Origin of the sequence: Cyclobacterium jeungdonense (assembly GCF_010994275.1) — a bacterium.
Lineage (GTDB): Bacteria > Bacteroidota > Bacteroidia > Cytophagales > Cyclobacteriaceae > Cyclobacterium > Cyclobacterium jeungdonense.
On the sequence record NZ_WMCD01000007.1, the window covers coordinates 129,841 to 152,027 of the forward strand.

Sequence of the window (22,187 nt, forward strand, 5' to 3'; positions counted from 1 at the left end):
TCACCCGTGTACTGATCAGCATATGGATGATTGGCCTCTGTCAGTTTAGAGCTACATTTCGTTTATGGTTCCCAAGGGGTCATTTACCGCCTGCTGCTGTTGGGATAGCAAGACCAGCAACTGTTTTTTCACCCCCTGATACGCCGGGTCGGCCGAACGGTCCCTCAGTTCTTCCGGGTCTTTTTCCAGATCAAACAGCAAGGTTTTATTCAACTTTGGATAGAAAATCAATTTGTATCGATCCGTCCGTACCATCCGTTGAAGATCGAGGTAGCAACTGTAGATACTCGGGTATGCGCTTGGTACGTTCTCTTCAATATAAGGCATCAGGCTGTTAAAAACAGTAGTTTTGGGTTTTTCGATCCCGGCAAGATCCATGATGGTGGCACTGACATCCTGCAGGTATACCTGCTGGTGATATTGCTTTCCTTTCGGTATGCCCGGGCCTACCAAAAGCAGCGGAGCGCGGACACTGTGATCGAACATGTTCTGTTTTCCCATCAAGCCGTGGTGGCCAACCGCAAGACCGTGATCGGCAGTGAAAATAATGTAGGTGTTTTTCATTTTACCTGTTTCCTCCAGGGCATCCAGAATTTTACCAATCTGGGCATCCATATGGCTGATGATCGCATAGTATTCCTGAATGTTCTTCCGAACCGAATAAGCGGTACGGGGAAAGGGAGCCAAAGCTTCATCCCGTAGATTCTCACTGAGTCCTATACTATCTTTATACGGGTACATGTCCATATGGCTGGAAGGAAGCGCGATGCTTTCCACCGGGTAAAGATCTACGAATTCCTTTGGGGCCTGTCGGGGGTCGTGGGGAGCATTGAAGGCCAGGTACATCATAAAGGGGGATTCGCTTTTGCCCGCTTGATCCAGAAATCCTCGGGCATCATCTGCCAGTACCTCCGACCAGTGCTTTCCGCCTTTCCAAAACCCTTCAAAACTTTTGTCCCAGGGCTGCCAGGTGGTATCTGCCCTGCTTTTAGGGCGGTCATACCCTTCAGGAGTCTGATTAGGCATACCCGGTCGTACATGCACCACATTTTGAAAAATACTTTCTGCATCGGCTTTTACATGCCATTTGCCCGTCATATAGGTTTCGTAGCCCGATTTTTGGAGCAACTGCGGCCAAAACTGACCGGCATCCGCCATTTGTTGAAAATTTTTCTCCTGCTCCCTGGCATCCCAGACCGAAAGCCCGCTGATCATCATGGCACGGCTGGCCACGCAGACGGCCCCGTTCCAGGCACCCATGTTATAGGCATGCGTAAAAGTGGATCCCTCCTTTACCAACCGGTCCAGATTGGGGGTAAGCACCTCCGGGTGCCCAAGCGCACCGATCACGTCATAGCGCTGGTCGTCGGAAAAGATGAAGATAAAATTGGGTTGTTCATCGCTTGCATCCTGAGCCTGGGCAAACCCGGTTAGTAGCAGGAACATCTCAAGAAAGAGTAATTTGATTTTCATGTGTTGATGATTTGTTTTTCAAAGGTCACATGGAATCTTCGCATGATTGATAATCATCCCTCCGTGTGCGGATTGCCTCATGCTCGATTTCATAGTAAGTTTATTATTAATGCTAGTACATGTTCTATTGGTAATCCATTCCCCGATTGCTTTTTTCACAGGAGATCAGCCAATTTTCCAGCTCCCCGGACAGTGCGGCTACTTTTTCAGGGTTTGCTGCCGCAATATCAATCGTTTCACCCGGATCATTCTGCAAATCAAATAAAGCAAAACTTTCGCCATTGTCCGCCGAATATAATTTAAATCGGTTGTCCATGATGGCCTGTTGCTTCTGAAACTTAAAAGGGATAAATGTTTGCCTGGTTTCTGATTTGTTCTGAATTAAGGGGGAAATATTGGCACCGTCCAGGGGCGTCACACCTTTCTGATTATCAATACCCAATATACCCAATAGGCTGGGAAATATATCACTGGTAGAAACCGGTAAATTGGTTTTCTGTCCCGCTTCAATGTTTGCGGGCCATTCGATCAGGGCCGGAACGCGGATACCTCCTTCGTACAGGCTTCTTTTTCTTCCCCGAAACGGTCCGGATGAGCCCTGTGTACGGTTGATTTGCTCCGGCCCTTCCGGTCCATTGTCGCTGCAAAATAGGATCAGGGTATTTTCGGCAATCCCCTTCTCCCGGAGGAAATTTCGCAGGCGACCGATTTGATCGTCCATGGCGGTAATGCTGCCGTAGTAGTGCTGCTGATCTTCGGACAAACCGGCATACAAATTTCGATATTCGGGGCCTGCCACCACTGGTAAGTGGGGCGTATGAAACCAGATGACCGATAGAAAGGGTTTGGCCGCTTCCGCCGCCCGATCGATAAAGGGAATTACCCGGTCCATGATGATCCGGGAATCGTCTCCGGAGAGGTTATCGGTGACTTTTTGGTTTTCTCCCGACCAGTAGTAGGTGCCGAAATGCTCTCCCGGCACCCGATTTCCAATGTCCTGTGCCTGCGGATCCGGCGTAACCATGGGGTCCCAGGTGGGCACTTTGGATTCGGTCGAAAAACAAACGTCAAAGCCGTTTTCCCAAGGCGGTGCATAATGGGCCGTTCCCCGCGGTCCTCCCCGATTGGCATCTTTTTCTGTCACGGTCAAGGTGCCCAGATGCCATTTACCGAAGTGACCAGTGGCATATCCCTGGTCTTTTACCAGTTCGGCCAGGGTGAGCTCTTCTTTTTTCATGTGTCCGGTATTGGCATGGGTGATTCCGTACCTTTCCGGATGCCTGCCGGTAAGGAAGCTTCCCCGGGTGGGGGAGCAAACGGCAGAGGCAGCATAAAACCGACTCATTACCAGTCCATTTTGAGCCATGGCATCGAGTTCCGGTGTTTGGATCAGTTCGTTTCCATTAAACCCCACGTCCCCCCAACCCAGGTCATCAGCCATGATCAGGATGATGTTGGGAGGATTTGAGTTTGTAGGTTGAGAATAAGAATTTTTATTAATTGAAAAACATACCAAAACTGCATATATCAATCTAATTACATATCTCATAGAAGAAGAATTATTAAAGAAATTGGAGTCAGTATAACACCAACTCCTGGTTTAATAAATACTACCAACCTGGGTTCTGTTCCAAATTGGGGTTCAATTGGGTTTGCATATCCGGAATAGGAAAGGTTACCATAAAGTCTTCCACATTTTTTCCTTGAGCCCGCATTTTATCCAAAAACAAGTTTCTTCTTTTTAAATCCCATGCTCTTTGATTTTCAAAGGCCAACTCGAATCTCCTTTCTTCCAAAACAGCTGTTCTGAATTGATCTTGGGTGAGTGCATTGAGGTCCGGTAAATCGGATTCAACGCCATTTCTCGCTCTTTCCCTTACCCTATTTATCCATTCGTATTTCTTAGGATTGTTCGGGTCGGTTTCATTTAAAGCTTCAGCGGCAATTAATAAAATATCAGCATACCTGAATACCGTGTAATTTACGCCACTTTGCAATTCCCCTTCCCTGTCATTAAATTTACTAATATAATAGGGGAAACTTCCTCCATATACCTCCTGCATGGTAATGATACCGGTGACACCATCAATATGTTCATAATGGTCAGCTATAGTCATTGATCTCCTATAAGATACTGGATTTTCGGCTATGAATTCTGCTGAAGGTGCATAGGAACCTGGAACGGTCGTTCCCGCCCAAAATGAATTTCCATAAGGTCCTGAAGGAGCTCTGGGCCCATACCTGCCGGGTAAGGGGTTATTGCTTTCCCCACTCAGATATTGAATTTGATAGATATGTTCCGGGCTATTATCATTTTCGGGTTTAAAAAGGTCTGCGTAGTCGTCTAGCAATCTATACCTACCGGAATTGATTACCGTCTCCGCATGAGCAAGGGCATTTTGAAAATCATTTCTAAATAAATACACCCTTGCCAACAATGCGTTTGCAATATCTGAATTTAACCGTCCTGAAGGACTTGTAGGCTCCAATTCGTCCGCTGCAACTTGCAGATCCTGAATGATAAAATCAAAGACGGCATCCTCTGTAGATCTTGGTTCGTAAATATTATCAAAACCAACGGTGGGTGAATCATATAACGGAACTCCACCCATTGCCCGAGCCAGGTGAAAATAGTAAAATGCTCGCAAAGCCCTGGCTTCTGCTATGATATCCGCTTTTCTTCCACCTTCAAAATCAATTCCCTCTGTATAAAGGATCACTTCATTGGCGCGGTTAATTGCCGAATAGCATTGCGACCAAAGTCCGTTAGTGACTTCGCTATTGAACGTAAATTCATCCCATTCAAATGCATCCGGAACAATGGGAGATATGGTCATATCATCTGCAACCATCTCTCCATAATTGGGCGCTTGTGATACCAATCCATAAAGATTGCTATAGGCACCATAGAGTCCTACCAGCGCATCTTCTTCCGACTGATAAAAATTAGCCAGGCTAATATTACTTGGCGGGTCTTCTTGAAGGAGATTATTGCATCCCTTCAAGGGAAATATCGCCAAAATAATTATATAAATTCTATTTTTTAGTATGTTTTTCATGATTTGGTCCATCTTCAATTAAAATCCTAATTTCACGCCTATCCTGACACTTTTTGACATGGGGTAAGCTCCATTGTCAACACCCATTTGTACATTACTTGAGGCATATAAATCCACTTCCGGATCAAAACCTGTATAATTAGTGAAGGTGAACAGGTTATCTCCAGCAACGTATACTTGTGCATTTCTAATGCGGTTCATTCCCATAAAACTGGGAGGTAAATTATAGGACAAATTAATCGTCTTTACTCTTAAAAATGAGCCATCCAAAACATCTCTATCACTAAAATTTTTCCATTCACCAGCATTGGTTATCGGGGCTTCAATGGTATTGCTTGTACCAGGTCCGGTCCACCTCTCCTCGAAAAAGACTTTGTAAACATTGTGCTTCTGGGGTTGGGCCAATAACCCTATCCTGTTCATATCAGCTATATCGTTTCCATAGACACCATGGATAAAAACAGAAAGAGTAAGGTTTTTATAAGAGAAATCGTTTGAAAAACCATAGATAAAGTCCGGATTGGGGTCTCCTATAATCTCCCTATCGTCATCATTTCGTCGAAAACCATCCCCATTTAAATCGGCATATTTAGGTAAACCTGGTCTATTGATACCTCCAACGGTATTTCCTGCAGCAATGATTTCTTCTTCTGTCTGCCAGATTCCTGCAAACCTGTATCCATAAAATAAACCTAAGGGCCGTCCTGGTTGTGCAATGGTCTGGCCATGTGCGGACTCCCCTCTTCCTATTCCAAACAGAAGCCGATCTGTTCCATCAGCTAAAGAAAGTAACTTGTTTCTATTAAAAGACATATTAAAAGAGGAATTCCAAGTCACCTCTCCAAAAGTATTGTTTACACCAATTTGAAACTCAAAACCTTTATTTTCTACCGAACCGATATTTTGAACCGATGTTCCATACCCTGATTGATTTGGTATGGTTACATTAAGCAAAAGGTCATCTGTTTTCTTAATGTAGTAATCAGCGGAAAAATTAACCCTTCCTTCTGCAAACGCAGCATCCAATCCAATGTTGAATTGGGCCGTCTTTTCCCATTTTAAATCCGGGTTAGGTATTCTATTAGGAACCAAGCCAATTACTGGTGCTCCATTGATGATCGGTCTTACGGTATTATAAAGAGCCAATGAAGAGTAGGGACTAATATTTTCGTTTCCCGTTACACCATAGGAGGATCTTATTTTAAGATCCTCAATGGTATTTAACTGTTTGATGAAATTTTCATCACCCAACCTCCAGGCAAATGCTGCCGAAGGGAATACCCCCCATTTATTTTCATCTCCAAATTTTGATGAACCATCCCTCCTTACAGTACCAGTAAAAATATATTTGTCATTATAAATGTAATTCAACCTCCCTATGTAAGATAACAACGCAGTATTTATTGCATTACTTTCAGAAGGCCTGGGATTGGCGCCAATTCCTAAATTATTGAATTTAAGTTTATTGGTAAAGAATTCGTCTGTTCTACTCAATACGCTTTCGGTCTCTCTGGTTTGTATTGTATATCCCAAAAGACCATTTAACCTATGCTTTGACCCAAGCTCACGATTGTAGGACAAGGTATATTCCTGAAGCCAATTGTTACTTTGAATCGTGCCAATAGATGCCACTCCTAAATTGGGGAGGGCTTGTGTTTCGGCAGTATTGGGTATGTATACATCACGTTTGGAATTGATCACATCTGTTCCAAAATTAGTCTTGAAGTCAAGCCCATCCATAATATTGAAAACCACAAAAGCATTACTTAACACCCTGGTGGTTTCGGTTATATCTGTACGAGTTCTTGCAATGGAAACAGGGTTTTCGAGGATTTTAACTGTTTCGTCGTGATTATGCAGGTAATTCCCATCTTCGTCGTAGACTGGGATTACCGGTGTAGTCGTTAGCGCATTCCAAAGAGGTGAATCATGTTGAAACCCACTTCCGTCTGACGGTACTGCGTCATTGATGGACTTATTGACATTTAAATTAATCCCTGCTTTGACCCTTTCATTTATTTTTTGGTCTAAATTAAATTTTAATCCTCCTCTTTTGAAATTCGATTCGATGATAATTCCATCCTGATCCAAATAATTTCCTGAAACCAGGTATTTGGTATTTTCGGTGCCGCCGGAAAGAGAAAGATTATAGGTATGGGTAAGGGCAGTTCTGAAAATCTGATCTTGCCAATCAGTTCCTTCACCTAATTCTTCAGGAAGCGGTTTACTGATTCCATCATATATCAATGGTTGATTATTATTGACTGCCCACTCATTCGTAAGAATTGCCAGTTCTTCAGCATTGGCCAGATCTAGTTTTTTTCTAACGTTTGCGACATTCAATGAATAATCAAAATCAATTTTTGCACTTCCAAGTTTACCCCTTTTGGTAGTAATCAATACCACCCCATTGGCCCCGCGAGCTCCGTAAATGGCGGTTGCAGAAGCATCCTTTAGTATTTCAATGGATTCTATTTCACTGGGGCTGATAGAGGAAAGAGGATCTGCAGCCAGGGCATTGTTTCCTGCTCCACCTGGGGTTGTATTGATGTTATCGATCGGAAATCCGTCAATCACATACAAAGGATCGCTGGAAGCATTAATGGAGTTTGTACCCCTGATTCTTATTTTCATTCCTCCTCCCGGGGCATTTGAGGCTGCTCTTATATCCACCCCTGCGGCTCTTCCCTGCATGGATTGGATCAAGGTATTTGCAGGCGTCTTTTGCATGTCTTCACCTTTTACAGATGAAACGGCTCCGCTTAAATCAGACTTCTGCTGGGTTCCGTACCCAACTACCACTACTTCTTCCAGCGACGATTGATCCTCCATGAGCGTGATGGAAAGGTCCGTTTGATTTCCTACGGTAATGCGCTGGGACTGGTAGCCGATAAAGGAAATCAACAAAACAGAACCTTCTTCTGCTTCCAGAATGAATTTTCCATCAATGTCCGTGGCGGTGCCCGTAGTGGTGCCTTCAATCAATACCGTGGCCCCGGGAATGGGGTCCCCATTTTCATCGGTTACGGTTCCCCTTATTTCTACCGCTACTTTAGAAACCGACACAATGGGTTTCTCCTGTCCTTTCCGGTGCGCCTGTACATGGATGTTATGGTTAATTTGCTTGAAATCCAATCCGGATTGCCGGGCGATCTCCACCAATACCTCATAAAGGCTTTGGTTCTTGTCCTCAACGAAAATAGGAGGCAAATCTCTGACTTCCCTTGTAAGGTAAACAAAGGTGAAATCGGATACTCCTTCAATCCTATTGAATGCATCCTTAACTGAGACTCCTTCCAGGGGCAGCCTGACCACCACCTCTTCTATGCTTTTGATCTGAGCATTGCCATTCGAGGCAACTAAAAAGCCCATGGTCAAACACTGGAAAAGAAAAGCATAGGTAAATAATTTGCTCATGCGTATAACATGCCTAAGTATAAGATTTTTCATATCTTTACATGGTTTATTTTGGCTATTGTGTAAATGGTTGAATAAACTGGCATCGGGTACTGATTGGCGTCAAATGCCCCGATGTTTTACTACTTCCGAAGGTGTTACAGCACCTTCGGTTTTTTTTTGTTGTTAATCTGAATTAGTTTTTCATAGGCAGTAGTGTTTTGGGTTAATACCTGAATTTTATGCTGACCTGGTCCTTTTCAATCCTGAAATCAAGCCCAGCCGTATAGCTCAGGCCTTCCAGCACGTTTTCCAGTGTCTCATTATGGAATTTCCCCGAAAGGTGCATTCCTGGTTTAGGTTGGTTTTGAAAGTGAAATTTGACCCCGTACCAGTTTTCCAGGGCCCTGATGGCTTCCGCCAATTTCGTGTCATCAAACACGATGGTTTTTCTGGTCCAGGCCAGGATAACTTCTTCATCAAATGTATCCATTGAAACTGCCAATTTATCCGGGCTAATAATGACAGCCTTCTTTGGAGACAATATGATTTCCTCCGTTTCTGAATTAGGCAATTCAATGGCTACCTTGCCGGTCATTAATGAAACCATTTGCTTTTCATCCTTATAGGCCATGATATTAAAAGAAGTGCCCAATGCAGTGGTATGGATCCCTCCTGCATTTACCGTAAAGGGCCGAACTGCGTCATGTGCAACTTCAAAAAAAGCTTCACCCTCCAAAAAGACATCCCGAACCTCTTTGAACCTGCCCTCCTCATAGGATAAACTGCTTCCCGCATTAAGCATTACCCTTGTTCCATCAGCCAGGGAAATACTAGACTTTACACCGGGTGGGTTATTGAAAACAACCTTCTTCACGGGTTGAGGAATCTCTAAAGTTGGTTCAGGTAGCGTATAGCGGCTTGCAAAAAAACCTAAACCCAGTGATATCAGCAATATGGAGGCAATTCGCCAAAAATAGCCTATCTGAAAAGAATCCTGAGTACTGGAGGGCTTCTTTTTTACAATCCCTTGCCTGATAGGCACCACCTTTACAAATTGCTCTTGTTGGTCTTCTTTAGTGGTATTGGTCTCTATATTGTCCCAGATCTCCTTATATTCCTTATCCTGAAGCGGGTATTGGTTTGAAAACAACTCCAGAATAAGTTCCCTGGCCAGCTCCACGTCCTTCACAGATGTCGGGTTATCGGACAAATAGTGCTTCCAGGTTTTATTACGTTCTAAATTTGGATTTAATACCCAATTCCTAAACTCTGCATTTAGCACCAGGCCTTTGACTGTATCGTTGTAAATATCCATTTAGGCATGTTTTCATGGATAGGTGTCGGATAAATCAAAAATCTATCCTTTATTTTTTGGACTTTTTTCGAAAAAAATTAATCGCAGTTGCTTTACAGGGAAAAATAGAACGAAATAAAGAGAATGTACAGATTTCTTAACTTGCATATGGCTTTCCAGCTCAGTGTATATACCGACTGAATATTGATACCCATCAGCTTGGCAACCTGTTCATTGGGAAGGTTTTCGAAAAACACGTAGCGGATTACTTCCATCTGTCTGGGAGGAAGTTTGGAAAGGGCTTCTGACAATCTCCGGTTGTTGGCTTCTTCCTGATGGAGGTGAATAATCCCGGACTCAGCTTCATTTTGAAAATATAGCGCATTTGCACCCAGTTCCTGGTCATTGGCATTTCGCTTTTTTTCCCTGGCCAATTCCTTTTTGATTTTATTGGAAAGGGCTTTAAAAACATAGACTTTTACATTTTTGACGACTGCCCCGTTCTTTCTGTACCGCCAAATCTCGATAAAAAGTTCTTGAATGCAATCCTTGATCAGGGTCCGGTCAGGAACAATAGAAAGGCCAAAAGCCATCATTTCGAAGGCAAACAGGGCATAAAGACCCTCTAAACCCGTTTTATCATCCTGCTGAATTCGCATCCAGCAATCCTTGCTTTCAGCAACAGCCCTATCAGTAATATGGGAATGAGATTGGGTCACTTTTGGGCTAATTTGGGTTTACTATTCAATAATAAAAAAAAATTTCGCACCAAACCAATTTTATTGGTATTAAAGTTGTTTTCACAAAGAAGTGAAGTACTTTTGATTAATTCAATGGATTATAGAGAAGATACTACTATGGGTCAAAAATGCTTAAACCGGAAAACATAGATTATTGGGGAAGGGCAGGCACAAACAAGGTACACAGTTTTTACTTTTGAATTGAGTTGTACAGAATAAATCCTCAACCCCAGATCATCGGCCATGATTGGTAGGATGTTGTGGGGGGACCTGAATGTTTACCAAACGAATCAATACTATTAAGACAAAAAATGAAGAATGAATAAATTACCCGTTTTCCATTATTAAAATTGTTTAACCTAGGGTAATTCTCATTTACTGTTTTTCGGGATAACGGATCACTTCTACATCATTTTTCTGCCTTGGCCCGGGAGTACTTCTGCCATCAGTGATAAGTTTTTCCAACAGTTCCTCCATTTGTTTTACCCGGCCGGGTTCCAGGCTGGCCAGGTTTTGGGTTTCACCGGGGTCAGCAGCCATGTTGTAGAGTTGTACGGGCAATTCGCTTTCCCCGGGTGTCCAGCCACCTGACCCGGGACCTGCGATGTATTTCCAATTCCCTTGGCGCAAGCCAGGTAGGCCAGTTATCGAAGTGCTTACTGCATTTTGACGTACCTCCTGATTACCTCCCATTAGCAAAGGAAGCAGGCTGAAGCTATCTTCCCCTGCATCCTCAGAGATCTCGGCTCCTATGATCTCAGCAATAGTCGCCATTAGGTCTGCCTGATGAACCAACTGGTCACAGGAACTCCCGGCTTGCACTTTTTCAGGCCACCTGACTATAAACGGGACACGGTGCCCTCCTTCCCATACATCTGATTTATAGCCCCGAAAAGGTCCGCTGGGATAGTGGCCTTTCTCTTCCATAGCCGCAATAGGAGGGTGATTACGATCCCATGGCCATCCTTTCATGCTCAGGTCATTGGCTTCCTCCTGGGTGGTATTGCCCACATAAGGAGCACAACCGTTATCACTGGTGAAGACCACCAGGGTATTTTCCATTACCCCGCTTTTTTCAAGGGCTTCGAGCACCCTTCCGACGAGCGCATCAGTCTCCATCACCATATCTGCATAAAGTGACAGGTTGCTTTTGCCCCACCATTCATTATTTACTGAAAGTGGTGTATGAGGTGAGGTTAACGGCAAATAAAGGAAAAAGGGATGAGCAGATTTTGCCTCGCGCTCAATATAGGCCGTCGATCTGGCAGCCAAAGTAGGCAGAATATCTTCCAGTGCCCAGTGCTCCCTCGCCGGACCCTGAAGGCTGGCCTGATTCCGCCCAAATAGGCTGGGCGCTCCGAACTCAGTGGGAATACCCACCGTTCTGTCATTTTCAATAAAACAAAAAGGGGGATGATTGGGAACATCCGTACCAAAGTATTCATCAAAACCAACAGCAGTCGGCCCACCTGGAATGGGTAGGGAAAAGGCCTCTTTCCAGGCTTTGCGTTGCTCCTTAGAGGCATTAACATCTTTCTTCTCCGATCGAAATAAATTCACTTGATCATCCGGAATGGGCCAGTCCCAGCCCAAATGCCATTTACCAATACAAGCCGTTTGGTATTCATGCTGTTTTACCAGGCTGGCTAAGGTTAACCTTTCCTGGGTGATTAGTGGTTTTCCGTACAGCCCTACAATTCCCTTTTGCAGCCTACTGCGCCAGTGATACCGGCCGGTGAGCAGGGTATACCGCGAAGGAGAACAAACCCCTGATGAAGAATGAGCATCTGTAAAAGACATTCCTTCCGAAGCCAATCGGTCAATATTGGGAGTAGGTATTTTTCCTCTTTCCGGGTTAAAGGATTGAACATCCCCATAACCCAGGTCATCGGCATAAATAAACACAATATTTGGAAGTTGTTTATCTTTATTTTCCAGGTTACAAGACAGAAAACCTATAGCCACGAAAAGAAATGAAACGAAAATATTTTTTTTTAACATTTTTAACTCCTTAAGTTGGTGTCATTTTATATAAATCCTAATTTCTTTCCAATCAGATCAATCCGTCATCCAATGGAGTTGCTTCCAGATTTCCGGTCCATCATTTTTCTGCGGTGCCCCCGGAGTGCTTCTTCCCTTTTGTATATAAGCGGTAAGAAGGGACTTCAATTCCTCCACTTTGCCAGGGTAGTTACCGATTAAATTCTGCTCTTCTCCAGGATCACTGTCAAGATTATACAGCTGCATGGCTGGCAACCCTTCTAATTCTTCAGGGGTTCTTGGAAAGCTCCAACCTCCCGACCCGGGACAAAGTATCAGTTTCCATTCCTCTTTTCTGATAGCAAAACTCCCATCTATAGAATGATGTACAGTTGCTTCTCTCAATGGTTCAGGTTCATCAGTACTGGTCAATAGTGGTAAAAAACTAAAACTGTCTTCTCCTGCCTGGTCTGGTAATTTGTAATTAACAAGTTCTGCAACTGTAGCCATCAAATCGGTGGTACATATGGTGGTGGATTTGGTTTGGGCTTTTTGTGTTTTTTCAGGCCAATGAACAATAAAAGGAACCCGGTGTCCTCCTTCGTAGATGTCGGCTTTATGACCGCGATAGATATAACTGGGGTCATGATTAACGCTTTCGAGTTCCGGGAAACTGGCTTTAGGCGAACATCCGTTGTCACTTGTGAAAATAACAATTGTATTCTCTAGTTTTCTATTATCCGCTAACGCTTGCAATACCTGTCCTACAACATCATCTACCTGCAACATAAAATCTCCATACATATTGGTATTACTTTTTCCCATGAACTCAGTGGTGGGCAAAATCGGAGTATGTGGGGCAGGAAGGGCAAAATACAGAAAAAAGGGTTCTTCTGTATTGGACTGAGCATGGATATAATCCACCACTTTACGGGTCAGGTGGGGCAATACCTGGACATGATCAAAATTACTTCCAGTTGGGCCTTCTCTCCAAAACCCTTTATCATCTACATTGACAGTTACCCTATCCGGAACAGCGGTAATCTGATTGTCCTCCACATATACATAGGGCGGCATATCCAAGGATCCACTAAATCCATAGGAATAAGTAAACCCCATGTCTTTGGGTCCATTCTTTATCGGCTGTGAATAATCAATTTTAAAGTTATTGCCCAGGTTGTCGATATTGGGGGTATTTTCTTCAAATGTCCAATCCCATCCCAGATGCCATTTACCTACAAAAGCGGTATGGTATCCATTCTCCTGAAGTAACTTACCCACCGTTAATCGATCATTGGGTATGAGGGCTTTGGAATATCCACCTAGCACACCACTTTTTAAGGTGGACCGCCAATTGTACCTTCCGGTGAGGATACCATACCGAGTCGGAGTACATACCGCAGAACTGGTGTGGGCATCGGTAAATTTCAATCCACCATTAATCAACCGGTCAATGTTTGTTGTATGGATTTTTGAATCAGGATTATAGCCAGAAACATCCCCAATTCCCAAATCATCGGCTAATATGTATACAATATTGGGATGATCTGTCGAATTGGAAGTTTGGGCACGGATCTGAAAAGTAACAACCAATAAAACAAATAAAAACAAAATTTTGGGTTTTTCTATTATATGCATAGTTGATTAATTTAGTTTAAAGATTGTTGTTTTTAATTTTCCAGTTATTTCCTTTGCGATTGCAGGAAATCCAATTAATTAGATTTTTTTGATTTTAATGGGACACATGATCCATAAACAAAACCCAAATAAACGGGAACGGAAACATTGATTTTTTTTTTATACTTATTTAACTATCAGGGTTAAATTTTTCCCGATATAAAGACTTTTGTTAATGGTGGATATCATTCAACATAAATGATGGAATCAAACCACTCTCCAATCAGCTCCCCGTTTAAGGTGAGATCAAAACTTATTATTCCGACTCCGGTTTCAGCTGCTTCCGCTGCCTCAAGTTCAACCGGAAAAGATTTTTTTTCCGGGGCGGATATTTTTACCTCAATTACTTCAGGATCTGAAATGATTCCTTTTGGTGTCCTGATGTGCACCTTATAGATTTGGTCATGCTCCACGAAATTTCGGATGACCACATTTACTTTTCCTGGTTTTCCTTTGGTCAGTCTTTTCCTGTATGGTTCAGTTTTCACCCAAAAAGGGTCAAACCAAAACCTATAATCGGGGAAAGTACTCAGGCTTTGAAAAGCTTCACGTAACTCATAGGACCATTTTCGGTATCTCTCTATTAAATCCCGGGGATGATCGATTACCACCGAATGCCCCCCAACAATACGGTCGGGATTAAGTTTTGCTAAATATTCTGCTCCATGAATATATCCTTCTTCTAATACAGTACTGTTATGGGCCACCACGGCAGGATTCCCGCTGTTATTTGGGGCAGGACGGATATTGTCACCGGTGAAAGCCACAAGTTTGCCATCAATCATACCTTGCAGGCACATGGCGAATTCAGTTTGACCCGGCATCCAATCCACGGTAAAGTCAAAACCCTCCCAGTGGAATTGTTCACCTTCTGTGAATACCCGGTCAATTTCCAATGAGCTAAATTCTTTATTATAGCCTGGGATCATGGCGGAATAATTGAAATCAAGAGGTCTTTCTATTTGTGGAACCATCCTGTCCAATGCCCAAACCTCAGCGCCATACCTTTCCTTTAAAAAGGGAACCTGAAGGAAATGATCGCCATGCATGTGGGAAATTAATACTGCATCGATTTTTCTCAATCCCAAATGGGTTTTCATCTGGTCAAGTGCTTCCTCTAGAAAGGTTTCCTCCACAAGTCCGCAGTCTATTACTAAAGCATGGCCACTGTCTGCGATGATGATGCTGAAATTCGGGAAAAATCCGGAATGACCTTTAAACTTAAAAAGGTGTGGAGAAATTTGATTCACAAAAGGAATTGCTGTAGGTGTAGATACTTCATCTTCAATGGATGCTGCATATGTAAATAAAGGATACCCCTGAACCAATAAATCTGCCAAATTGGCTAATTTCGTTTGATAGGATTCTAATTGATTTACCGGATCATTAATAATACCACCATGAGAAGGAAGCAACATATTTGGATTAAATTGCCTGACCATGGCCGCCGAATTGTGCAGCTCGTATATTCCCGACGCAAACCCATAATCCCAATCGGTATCAAAAAAGTTATGCATTTTTCCACCGTCCATCATCAGGTCCCCGATGAATACATTCCACCCTTTGTCTGTATTCAAAAAATAGGACATTGACCCTGGGCTGTTCCCTTTGGTTTCCATACAACGAAACTCAAAATCACGCCATTTAAATGTATCCATTTTTGCAAATGCATGATCCACTTTGATAGGAAACAAAGCGGGACGAACATAACTGGATCCCACAACCGAATAGGTATCACCGTTTGAAGGATTCATCTTTCTAAAGGAAGCCGGCTCTTCAAATAGCAGCCGCTCTTCTTCAGGTACCGCAATCTTCGCATTCCAATTTAACAAAAGGGGATATCCCTGGCTTTGTTCTCTATGATGATGCGTAAACAATACCCATTCTACCTTTTCTATCCCAATTTCTTTTAGATGATTGAGTACAGATCCATTTCCCAGATCAATCAATATAGCCGTTTTCTTATCTTTTATAACATACACATTACTGACATCCCTCCAGAGGTAAATATGGGCATCCAATTGCTCAAACTTTCCTACTAACTGCGCATTATGGTAATTTTGAGCTTTCAATCCTGGTAGAAAAGCACGGAAAAGAAATATTATTGATAAATGAAATAATATGGCTTTTTTCATTCTCAGAGGCGATTTCAAAATTAAAGGGATCAGGTCAGGATCGTCTCTTCCTTTAAACCGAACTCCCATTCTTCATAGGCTCTATTTAATTCTTGAAATACATCTGGAAATTCTTCTTTTACATCAGCTGTTTCCTTTATATCTGTTGAAAGATTATATAGTTTCGCCTCTCCATCTATTTTCAACAGTTTCCAATTGCCTTTTCGAGCGGCACCCTGATTTTTAAATCTCCAGAATACAGTCCGCTCCTCAATATTTTTATCAGCCTTTGTTTGATCAAAAATCACAGACAAATCCTTGCCAGACAAATCCTTTGGTACCTCTAAATCCAGTAAGCTGGCTATGGTGGGGAATAAATCCATTGACAATACCAATTCCTCGGAGACCCCGGGTTGTATCTTATCCTTCCAATAGAAAATGGCTGGCACCCTATGCCCTCCCTCGTACACCTGACCTTTATGCCCGCTTAAAGGGGCATTTGAGCCCACATTTCTGGTACCTCCATTGTCTGAACAGAAAATAACAAGGGTATTATCTGTAAGCTTATTCTTATCCAGGTAGTCAATTACCTTTCCCACATTCTTATCTAGTGATTCTATCATCTCCTTGTAAGCTTTCTTTTTATCTTCACGGCTACCTTGTATTGGAAAACTCCCGCCAACGGTTCTATCTGCCGTATCATTGGGTCCCTGATAAGGATAATGGGGAGCTCCATGGGCCAAATACAAGAAAAAGGGTTTGTCGTCTTCCTTTTTCTCCAGAAACTCAATGGCATTTTTGGAAATCAGGTCAGTCAAATAACCAGCTTCGTTTTGAATCTGGTTATTGTTCCACCAATCCTCGAATCCCTCCTGGTCGATGTGGCTGAAATAATCCACATTCCCACTTACAAATCCCTTAAACTGGTCAAAGCCTTGTACATTTGGTCCAAATTCTGGCTGATAACCCAAATGCCATTTTCCAAATAATGCTGTGGTATGACCAGATTCTTTTAAATACTCCGCCAAAGTAAATTTACTTGGAGACATACCGCTGGCCCTATGACTTTTGGCAGTTACAACTCCTTCTACTCCAGCTTCCTGAGGGTAAAGGCCAGTTAAAAGTGCGGCCCGGGTGGGACTGCATACCACCCCATTGGTATGATAATCGGTAAGCCTCATCCCCAAAGCAGCCAAGCGGTCAATATTTGGGGTTTTTATCGTAGCATTGCCATAACAGCCCAGGTCATTGTATCCCATATCATCGGCCATAATAAGCACCACGTTGGGTGGGGTACTTCCAGCGTTGGTATATACCGTATTATTGGGCTGGGAATTGCATCCCCAACCCAATAATGCCAAAAGCCCCGTCACATAAATGAGTTTTTTCATATTACCTGTGATTAATATCCCGGGTTTTGTTCACCCAGTTGGGCATTATTAACAAATTCTATAGAAGGAAGCGGGTAAAGAAAATATTCCTTTCCTGTAATTGGATGGTCCACCAAGCGCTGTTGAGGAAAATTAAGTCCAGTAAATCCCATCTGGTTTTGAATGACTTCGCTAAGAATCCCATATCGGTTCAAATCAAAATACCTTTTGGTCTCGAAGGCGAGCTCTATTCTTCTTTCATCCCTCAATCTATCCCTAAAGGCCTCTTGATTGGGAAGGTCAACGCCACTGAGAGCGGGAAGACCAGCATTGATCCTGATTTCATTAAGCAGCTCAAAAGCCTCTCCATCAGACTGGTAACCTATTTCATTCAAAGCCTCAGCTCGATTTAATAAAACTTCGGCATACCTGATCAAAGGAAAATTCCAGGTACTCAAGGATCTGGGATCTTCCGTATTGTAATACTTATTGATATAATTGAGGCTTCCATCCGGCATGGAAGGATCTATAAAATTAGCCAAACCATAATCGTCAACGATTACATCTCTGCGCATATCCCCAACTTCGAATAACTGCATGATGCCGTTTCCCGAGGACAATCCTCCCCCTTCTCCATTCAAATTATCATCAGTTGGTAAAAGGAAAGCCAATCCACTGAGAAAATCAGGTGGAGCAAAGGCCACACTTTTGGAAGTAGTGGTCTGCCCGATTACCCCACCATACTGGACCTCAAAAAAAGAAGCTTCGCTATTTTCCTGCGATCCATTGAAATTATCCGCATAATTCTCTAACAAGGTACCAGCACCAATAAGGCTGCTGGTAACCTGTGATGCTTCATTCCACTCTTCCAATTCCAAATGTACGGCAGAAAGAAGGGCTCTCGCCGAATGTACGGTTGGCCTGCCGTGTTCCATTCCAATACCACCGGTATAATTTTCTGGTAAAAGGCTGATTGCATCACTTAAATCAGACTTTATTTGAGTATAAAGGGTCAATAAGCTTTCCCGGGGCAATTCAGCGTCCTCCCTTGTTTGGATCTCGTTGATAATTAAGGGTACCTCCCCAAATAACCTGACCAAATTAAAATAATACAAGGCCCTCATGAATTTAACCTGGCCTTCTACTGCTTTTTCCATGACCGGACCTGAAAAATCCTCTACCCTGGATATATTATCCAGGACAGTATTGGCTCGAGTAATTCCCGTATAGTGCAAACTCCAGGTTGTCTCAATATAGCCTAATGTTGGATCTACGTTAAAGATATCCGGCTCAGTTTCCTTTCTCCAAGTCCATCCATCATCACTAGCCAGATCAGTAAGTTGAAACATAACGTTTTGGTACAAAGGATTTAAAGGCTGATAAACTCCATTCACTGCGGTAATGATATTACTTTCGGTGGTAAATAGGTCGGCCATTGGAACAAGGCCCTCGGGTGCGGGTTCCAGAATAGATTCGCAGCTCATCGTTAAAGCAGTTAATACTATTCCTATATTTTTGAGAAATTTATTGTTTTTCATCGTATTTTTAATTTCTATTTTTATGAAAAATTAAAAAATTTAGAAGGTCATCTGGGCGGACAAGGATACCAATCTGGTTTGTGGATAAGGAGTATAATCTATTCCCGAAGATAACAAACTAGTCCTGCTGGAAGCCTCTGGATCCAGTCCGGTATAATTGGTGAACATTAATAAATTGGTACCTGTCAACGTTAATTTGGTGCTTTGAATGGATTTTCCAACAAACCATTCCATGGGAAAATTATAGGATAAACTAAGGTTTTTCAACCGGATAAAATCTCCAGTTTCCAAAAACCGATCCGACACCATGGTCACCAGGGTCGTGGTATTACCTCCTTGTGAAGGCCTGGGAATTGTGCTACTCGGGTTTTCTGGTGTCCAGAAACCATTTACCTCGGCAAAATTCTGAACAAAAGGCACTCCCCTGGCCAACAGGTTTCTTGCTGTATTATAAACCTGGTATCCGCCAGCAAAATCAAAAAACACCGAAAGATTAAAATTCTTATAATTGAAAGAGTTATCAATTCCTCCAAAATATTTTGGATGGGGATTACCCACAAAGGTTTTATCCCCTGCATCGAATACTCCATTTTCGTTATTGTCCTTGTACCTGGGGTCACCAGGTACTGCACCAGACCAGCTTTGCGCCTCATCTTCTTCTCCCAATTGCCAGACCCCATCATATTGCCACATGTAAAAGGCCCCAACCGGATGCCCTGCTCTGGATAAATTGGCAGGTTGGTTAGAAAGGGGTATATTTTGACCCGGAATTTCCAGTGATTCTCCAATAGAATTAGTGCCAATATCTAATACCTCATTTTTATTAAAAGAGACGTTGAAATTGGTGCTCCAAGCCATTTCTCCAACTGTGTTTCTCGAATTGACAGAAAACTCGAACCCTGAATTCAAAACCGAGCCCAAGTTAACAACAGGGTCCTGTGCAACCCCTGCCGTTAATGGAATAGGGGTGGATACCAATAAATCCTGAGAAACCCGGTTATAATAATCCGTAGTAGCATAAATCCTGCCCTCCAAGATGGAAATGTCAATTCCTGCATCAAATTGTTTGGTACTTTCCCATTGTAAAAATGGATTACCAATATTCTGTGGAGAATTTCCGATGACCAAACTGTTTCCAAATACATAGGGAGTGGATGCAGCCCGGGTAAGGAACGCAAAGTTTCCAATTTCCTGATTACCTGTAAGTCCATAACTGGTTCTTATTTTAAGATCATCAATAAAATTAGAAGATTTTAAAAATTCCTCTTCGGATAACCTCCATGCAATAGATCCGCTTGGGAATACACCAAACCTTGTGGAAGGACCAAATTTAGAGGAACCATCCCTCCTAACTGTTCCTGTCAATAGTAATTTTTCATTATAGGAATAGTTTGCCCTAAAAAACGAAGATATTAGGCCTGAACTTACCTTGGATCCGCCGCCATTGAAATTAATCTGGTTGGAGAGTTGATTTAAGGAATTATTGACCGTTCCTGAACCAGTTATTGAACTATTATTAAAAATAAACTGCTGGGCAGAAAACCCAGCCAATAGTTTGAAATCATGATTATCTATCCTTTTCTCATAATTGACAGTTACATCTGAAACCCAATTGATTTCCTGCCTGTTGGGCACAGTTACGCTTCCTTCCGGACGGGTAAATCTCCCAATTTGATAAACCGGCATGTATGTATAACCACTGCCTAATATGACATCCCCGCCAATATTGGCAGAAATGGTTAAATCATTCATGGGCTTGAAATCAAACTTGGTGTTTCCCATCAACCGGGTTACATCCTCTTCACGGGTAGGCAACAGAAGATCAATCAAAGGATTATCATTCGCACCAAAATAAGGAGCAGCGGTAGTATTGATGGCGGTCAAATTACCATTATCGTCATAAGCTGGTGTATAGGAATGTTGAAAAGCCAAACTTCTGTACCCCGTTGAACCCCAATTGTCGTTGTTCTGAACATTTTGTATCTGATGACTACCAGTCATATTGGTAGAAACTTTAAGCCATTTGTTGATTTCAGAACTTACATTCAATCTTAAAAACCAGGTTTTTAAATCAGAATTAATAAGCGTACCTTTTCTGTCCAGGTAAGAAACGGATCCGGAGAATTGAGTTTTTTCAGATCCTCCGCTAAAACCGAGATTGTAATTTTGCCTAACCCCTGTCTGAGTTCCCAGTTCCTGCCAGTCGTTATCTACTTGCCAGGAAGGATGATTGGGATCATCGTATACGGAAATATTCCGGTTTGAATTTTTAAAAGCTTCTACAAACAATGCCCTTTGCTCTTGTGAACTCATTACATCAAACCTACGAGTGATTTCTTCTACACCAATATCCGCATTGAAGGTGAATTGAGTTTTTCCTGCCTGTCCCTTTTTGGTCGTTATTATGACGACCCCATTGGCAGCCCTTGCTCCATATATTGCCGTTGCAGAAGCATCTTTTAGAATATCTATGGCCGTAATGTCTTTTGGATTTATTGTTGAAAAATCCGAACTGAAAAGCGGTACACCATCTACAACGATTAAAGGATCATTACTGCCTGTTACAGAACCTATCCCTCTTATGTTAATGGAAAATTTTCCATTGAGATCGCCCCCAGTTTGTCTTACCTGGACCCCACTTGCCCGTCCTTGCAATGCATCCTCAAAATTGGCCACAGGTCTGGATTGCAGAAGGTCTTCTGATACCGAGGCGACAGAACCAGTAATATCAGCTTTTTTCTGCGTTCCATAGCCTACCACCACTACTTCTTCCAGAGACGATTGATCCTCCAGAAGGGTGATGGAAAAATCCGTTTGGTTCCCCACCGTAATGCGCTGGGATTGGTACCCGATAAAGGAAATCAGCAATACCGCCCCTTCCTCTGCTTCCAGGCTGAATTTGCCATCGATGTCCGTGGCCGTTCCCGTAGTGGTGCCTTCTACCAATACCGTGGCCCCGGGAATTGGCTCGCCGTTTTCATCGGTAACCGTTCCGGTGACGGGTATCCAGTCCCTATCTACCATTGCCTGCACCTCAGGTTGGCCGTTGGAAACCACATCAATGGTGTGGTTCATCTGCCGAAAACTCAGGCTTAACTGTTGACCGGCATCTTTTAGCCGGTCTTCAACCGTTCCAGTTTCGTTCTTAAATTGGATGATTTGGGATTTATCCAACCCCTGGTTCTCGTAGGCAAACTTAAAAGGAGTGTTCCTTTCTACTTCTTTAAAAAATTGCCGGACACTCAGTGCCTGGGCCGACAAATTGATATTTACCTCTTCTATGCGCTTGTATTGGCCTTTTGCCTGCATTATACTGACAAAATTGACCAGCAACATTTGTAATATTAAGCCATATAGAAAGCCTTTGGACAACATGAGGATTGCCGTTAGTAATTTATTTTTCATAATTTTGAGTGTTTATTGGAAATTGATTTCAATAAGCCTGGTCTCTTGATGGCCCCATTCCCCAATGTACACCATCATCAGACCAGCCCTTAGCCGGTTGGTTTTTACCAGCCGGTTTTTTTTATGGAGCGTGTATCA

The 22,187-nt window shown here is 42.8% G+C and carries 12 protein-coding genes; all 12 read right to left on the reverse strand.

Annotation, left to right across the window (positions count from 1 at the left end; translation table 11 throughout):
* Window positions 1–51: 51 nt before the first annotated feature.
* On the reverse strand, window positions 52–1,473 hold the full coding sequence (locus GKS34_RS14965) for a sulfatase family protein (RefSeq protein ID WP_163385793.1): 1,422 nt from the start codon (window positions 1,471–1,473) through the stop codon (window positions 52–54).
* Between the two features lie 124 nt (window positions 1,474–1,597).
* Window positions 1,598–3,022, reverse strand: coding sequence for a sulfatase family protein (locus GKS34_RS14970; RefSeq protein WP_163385794.1), 1,425 nt, complete (start codon window positions 3,020–3,022; stop codon window positions 1,598–1,600).
* A 61-nt stretch (window positions 3,023–3,083) separates the two neighbouring features.
* Entirely contained in the window at window positions 3,084–4,532 is a 1,449-nt protein-coding gene (locus GKS34_RS14975; RefSeq protein WP_163385795.1) for a RagB/SusD family nutrient uptake outer membrane protein, read from the reverse strand.
* 18 nt (window positions 4,533–4,550) lie between these two features.
* Window positions 4,551–7,982 carry a SusC/RagA family TonB-linked outer membrane protein gene (locus tag GKS34_RS14980; protein WP_163385796.1) on the reverse strand — a complete coding sequence of 1,144 codons (3,432 nt, stop codon included), beginning with the start codon at window positions 7,980–7,982 and terminating at the stop codon, window positions 4,551–4,553.
* A gap of 172 nt (window positions 7,983–8,154) precedes the next feature.
* The gene (locus GKS34_RS14985; RefSeq protein WP_163385797.1) at window positions 8,155–9,246 is read right to left on the reverse strand and encodes a FecR family protein; all 1,092 of its coding nucleotides are present in this window, start codon (window positions 9,244–9,246) and stop codon (window positions 8,155–8,157) included.
* Between the two features lie 92 nt (window positions 9,247–9,338).
* Complete coding sequence (locus tag GKS34_RS14990; RefSeq protein ID WP_163385798.1) at window positions 9,339–9,944, reverse strand: RNA polymerase sigma factor; 606 nt, start codon at window positions 9,942–9,944, stop codon at window positions 9,339–9,341.
* Window positions 9,945–10,340: 396 nt separating this feature from the next.
* Complete coding sequence (locus GKS34_RS14995) at window positions 10,341–11,966, reverse strand: sulfatase family protein (protein ID WP_163385799.1); 1,626 nt, start codon at window positions 11,964–11,966, stop codon at window positions 10,341–10,343.
* Between the two features lie 57 nt (window positions 11,967–12,023).
* On the reverse strand, window positions 12,024–13,583 hold the full coding sequence (locus tag GKS34_RS15000; protein WP_163385800.1) for a sulfatase family protein: 1,560 nt from the start codon (window positions 13,581–13,583) through the stop codon (window positions 12,024–12,026).
* 224 nt (window positions 13,584–13,807) lie between these two features.
* Entirely contained in the window at window positions 13,808–15,757 is a 1,950-nt protein-coding gene (locus tag GKS34_RS15005; RefSeq protein WP_163385801.1) for an MBL fold metallo-hydrolase, read from the reverse strand.
* A gap of 29 nt (window positions 15,758–15,786) precedes the next feature.
* Window positions 15,787–17,127 carry a sulfatase-like hydrolase/transferase gene (locus tag GKS34_RS15010; protein WP_163385802.1) on the reverse strand — a complete coding sequence of 447 codons (1,341 nt, stop codon included), beginning with the start codon at window positions 17,125–17,127 and terminating at the stop codon, window positions 15,787–15,789.
* Window positions 17,128–17,138: 11 nt separating this feature from the next.
* Complete coding sequence (locus tag GKS34_RS15015; RefSeq protein WP_163385803.1) at window positions 17,139–18,590, reverse strand: RagB/SusD family nutrient uptake outer membrane protein; 1,452 nt, start codon at window positions 18,588–18,590, stop codon at window positions 17,139–17,141.
* Between the two features lie 93 nt (window positions 18,591–18,683).
* Window positions 18,684–22,049, reverse strand: a complete 3,366-nt coding sequence (locus GKS34_RS15020) for a SusC/RagA family TonB-linked outer membrane protein (protein WP_163385804.1) — start codon at window positions 22,047–22,049, stop codon at window positions 18,684–18,686.
* Window positions 22,050–22,187 lie beyond the last annotated feature (138 nt).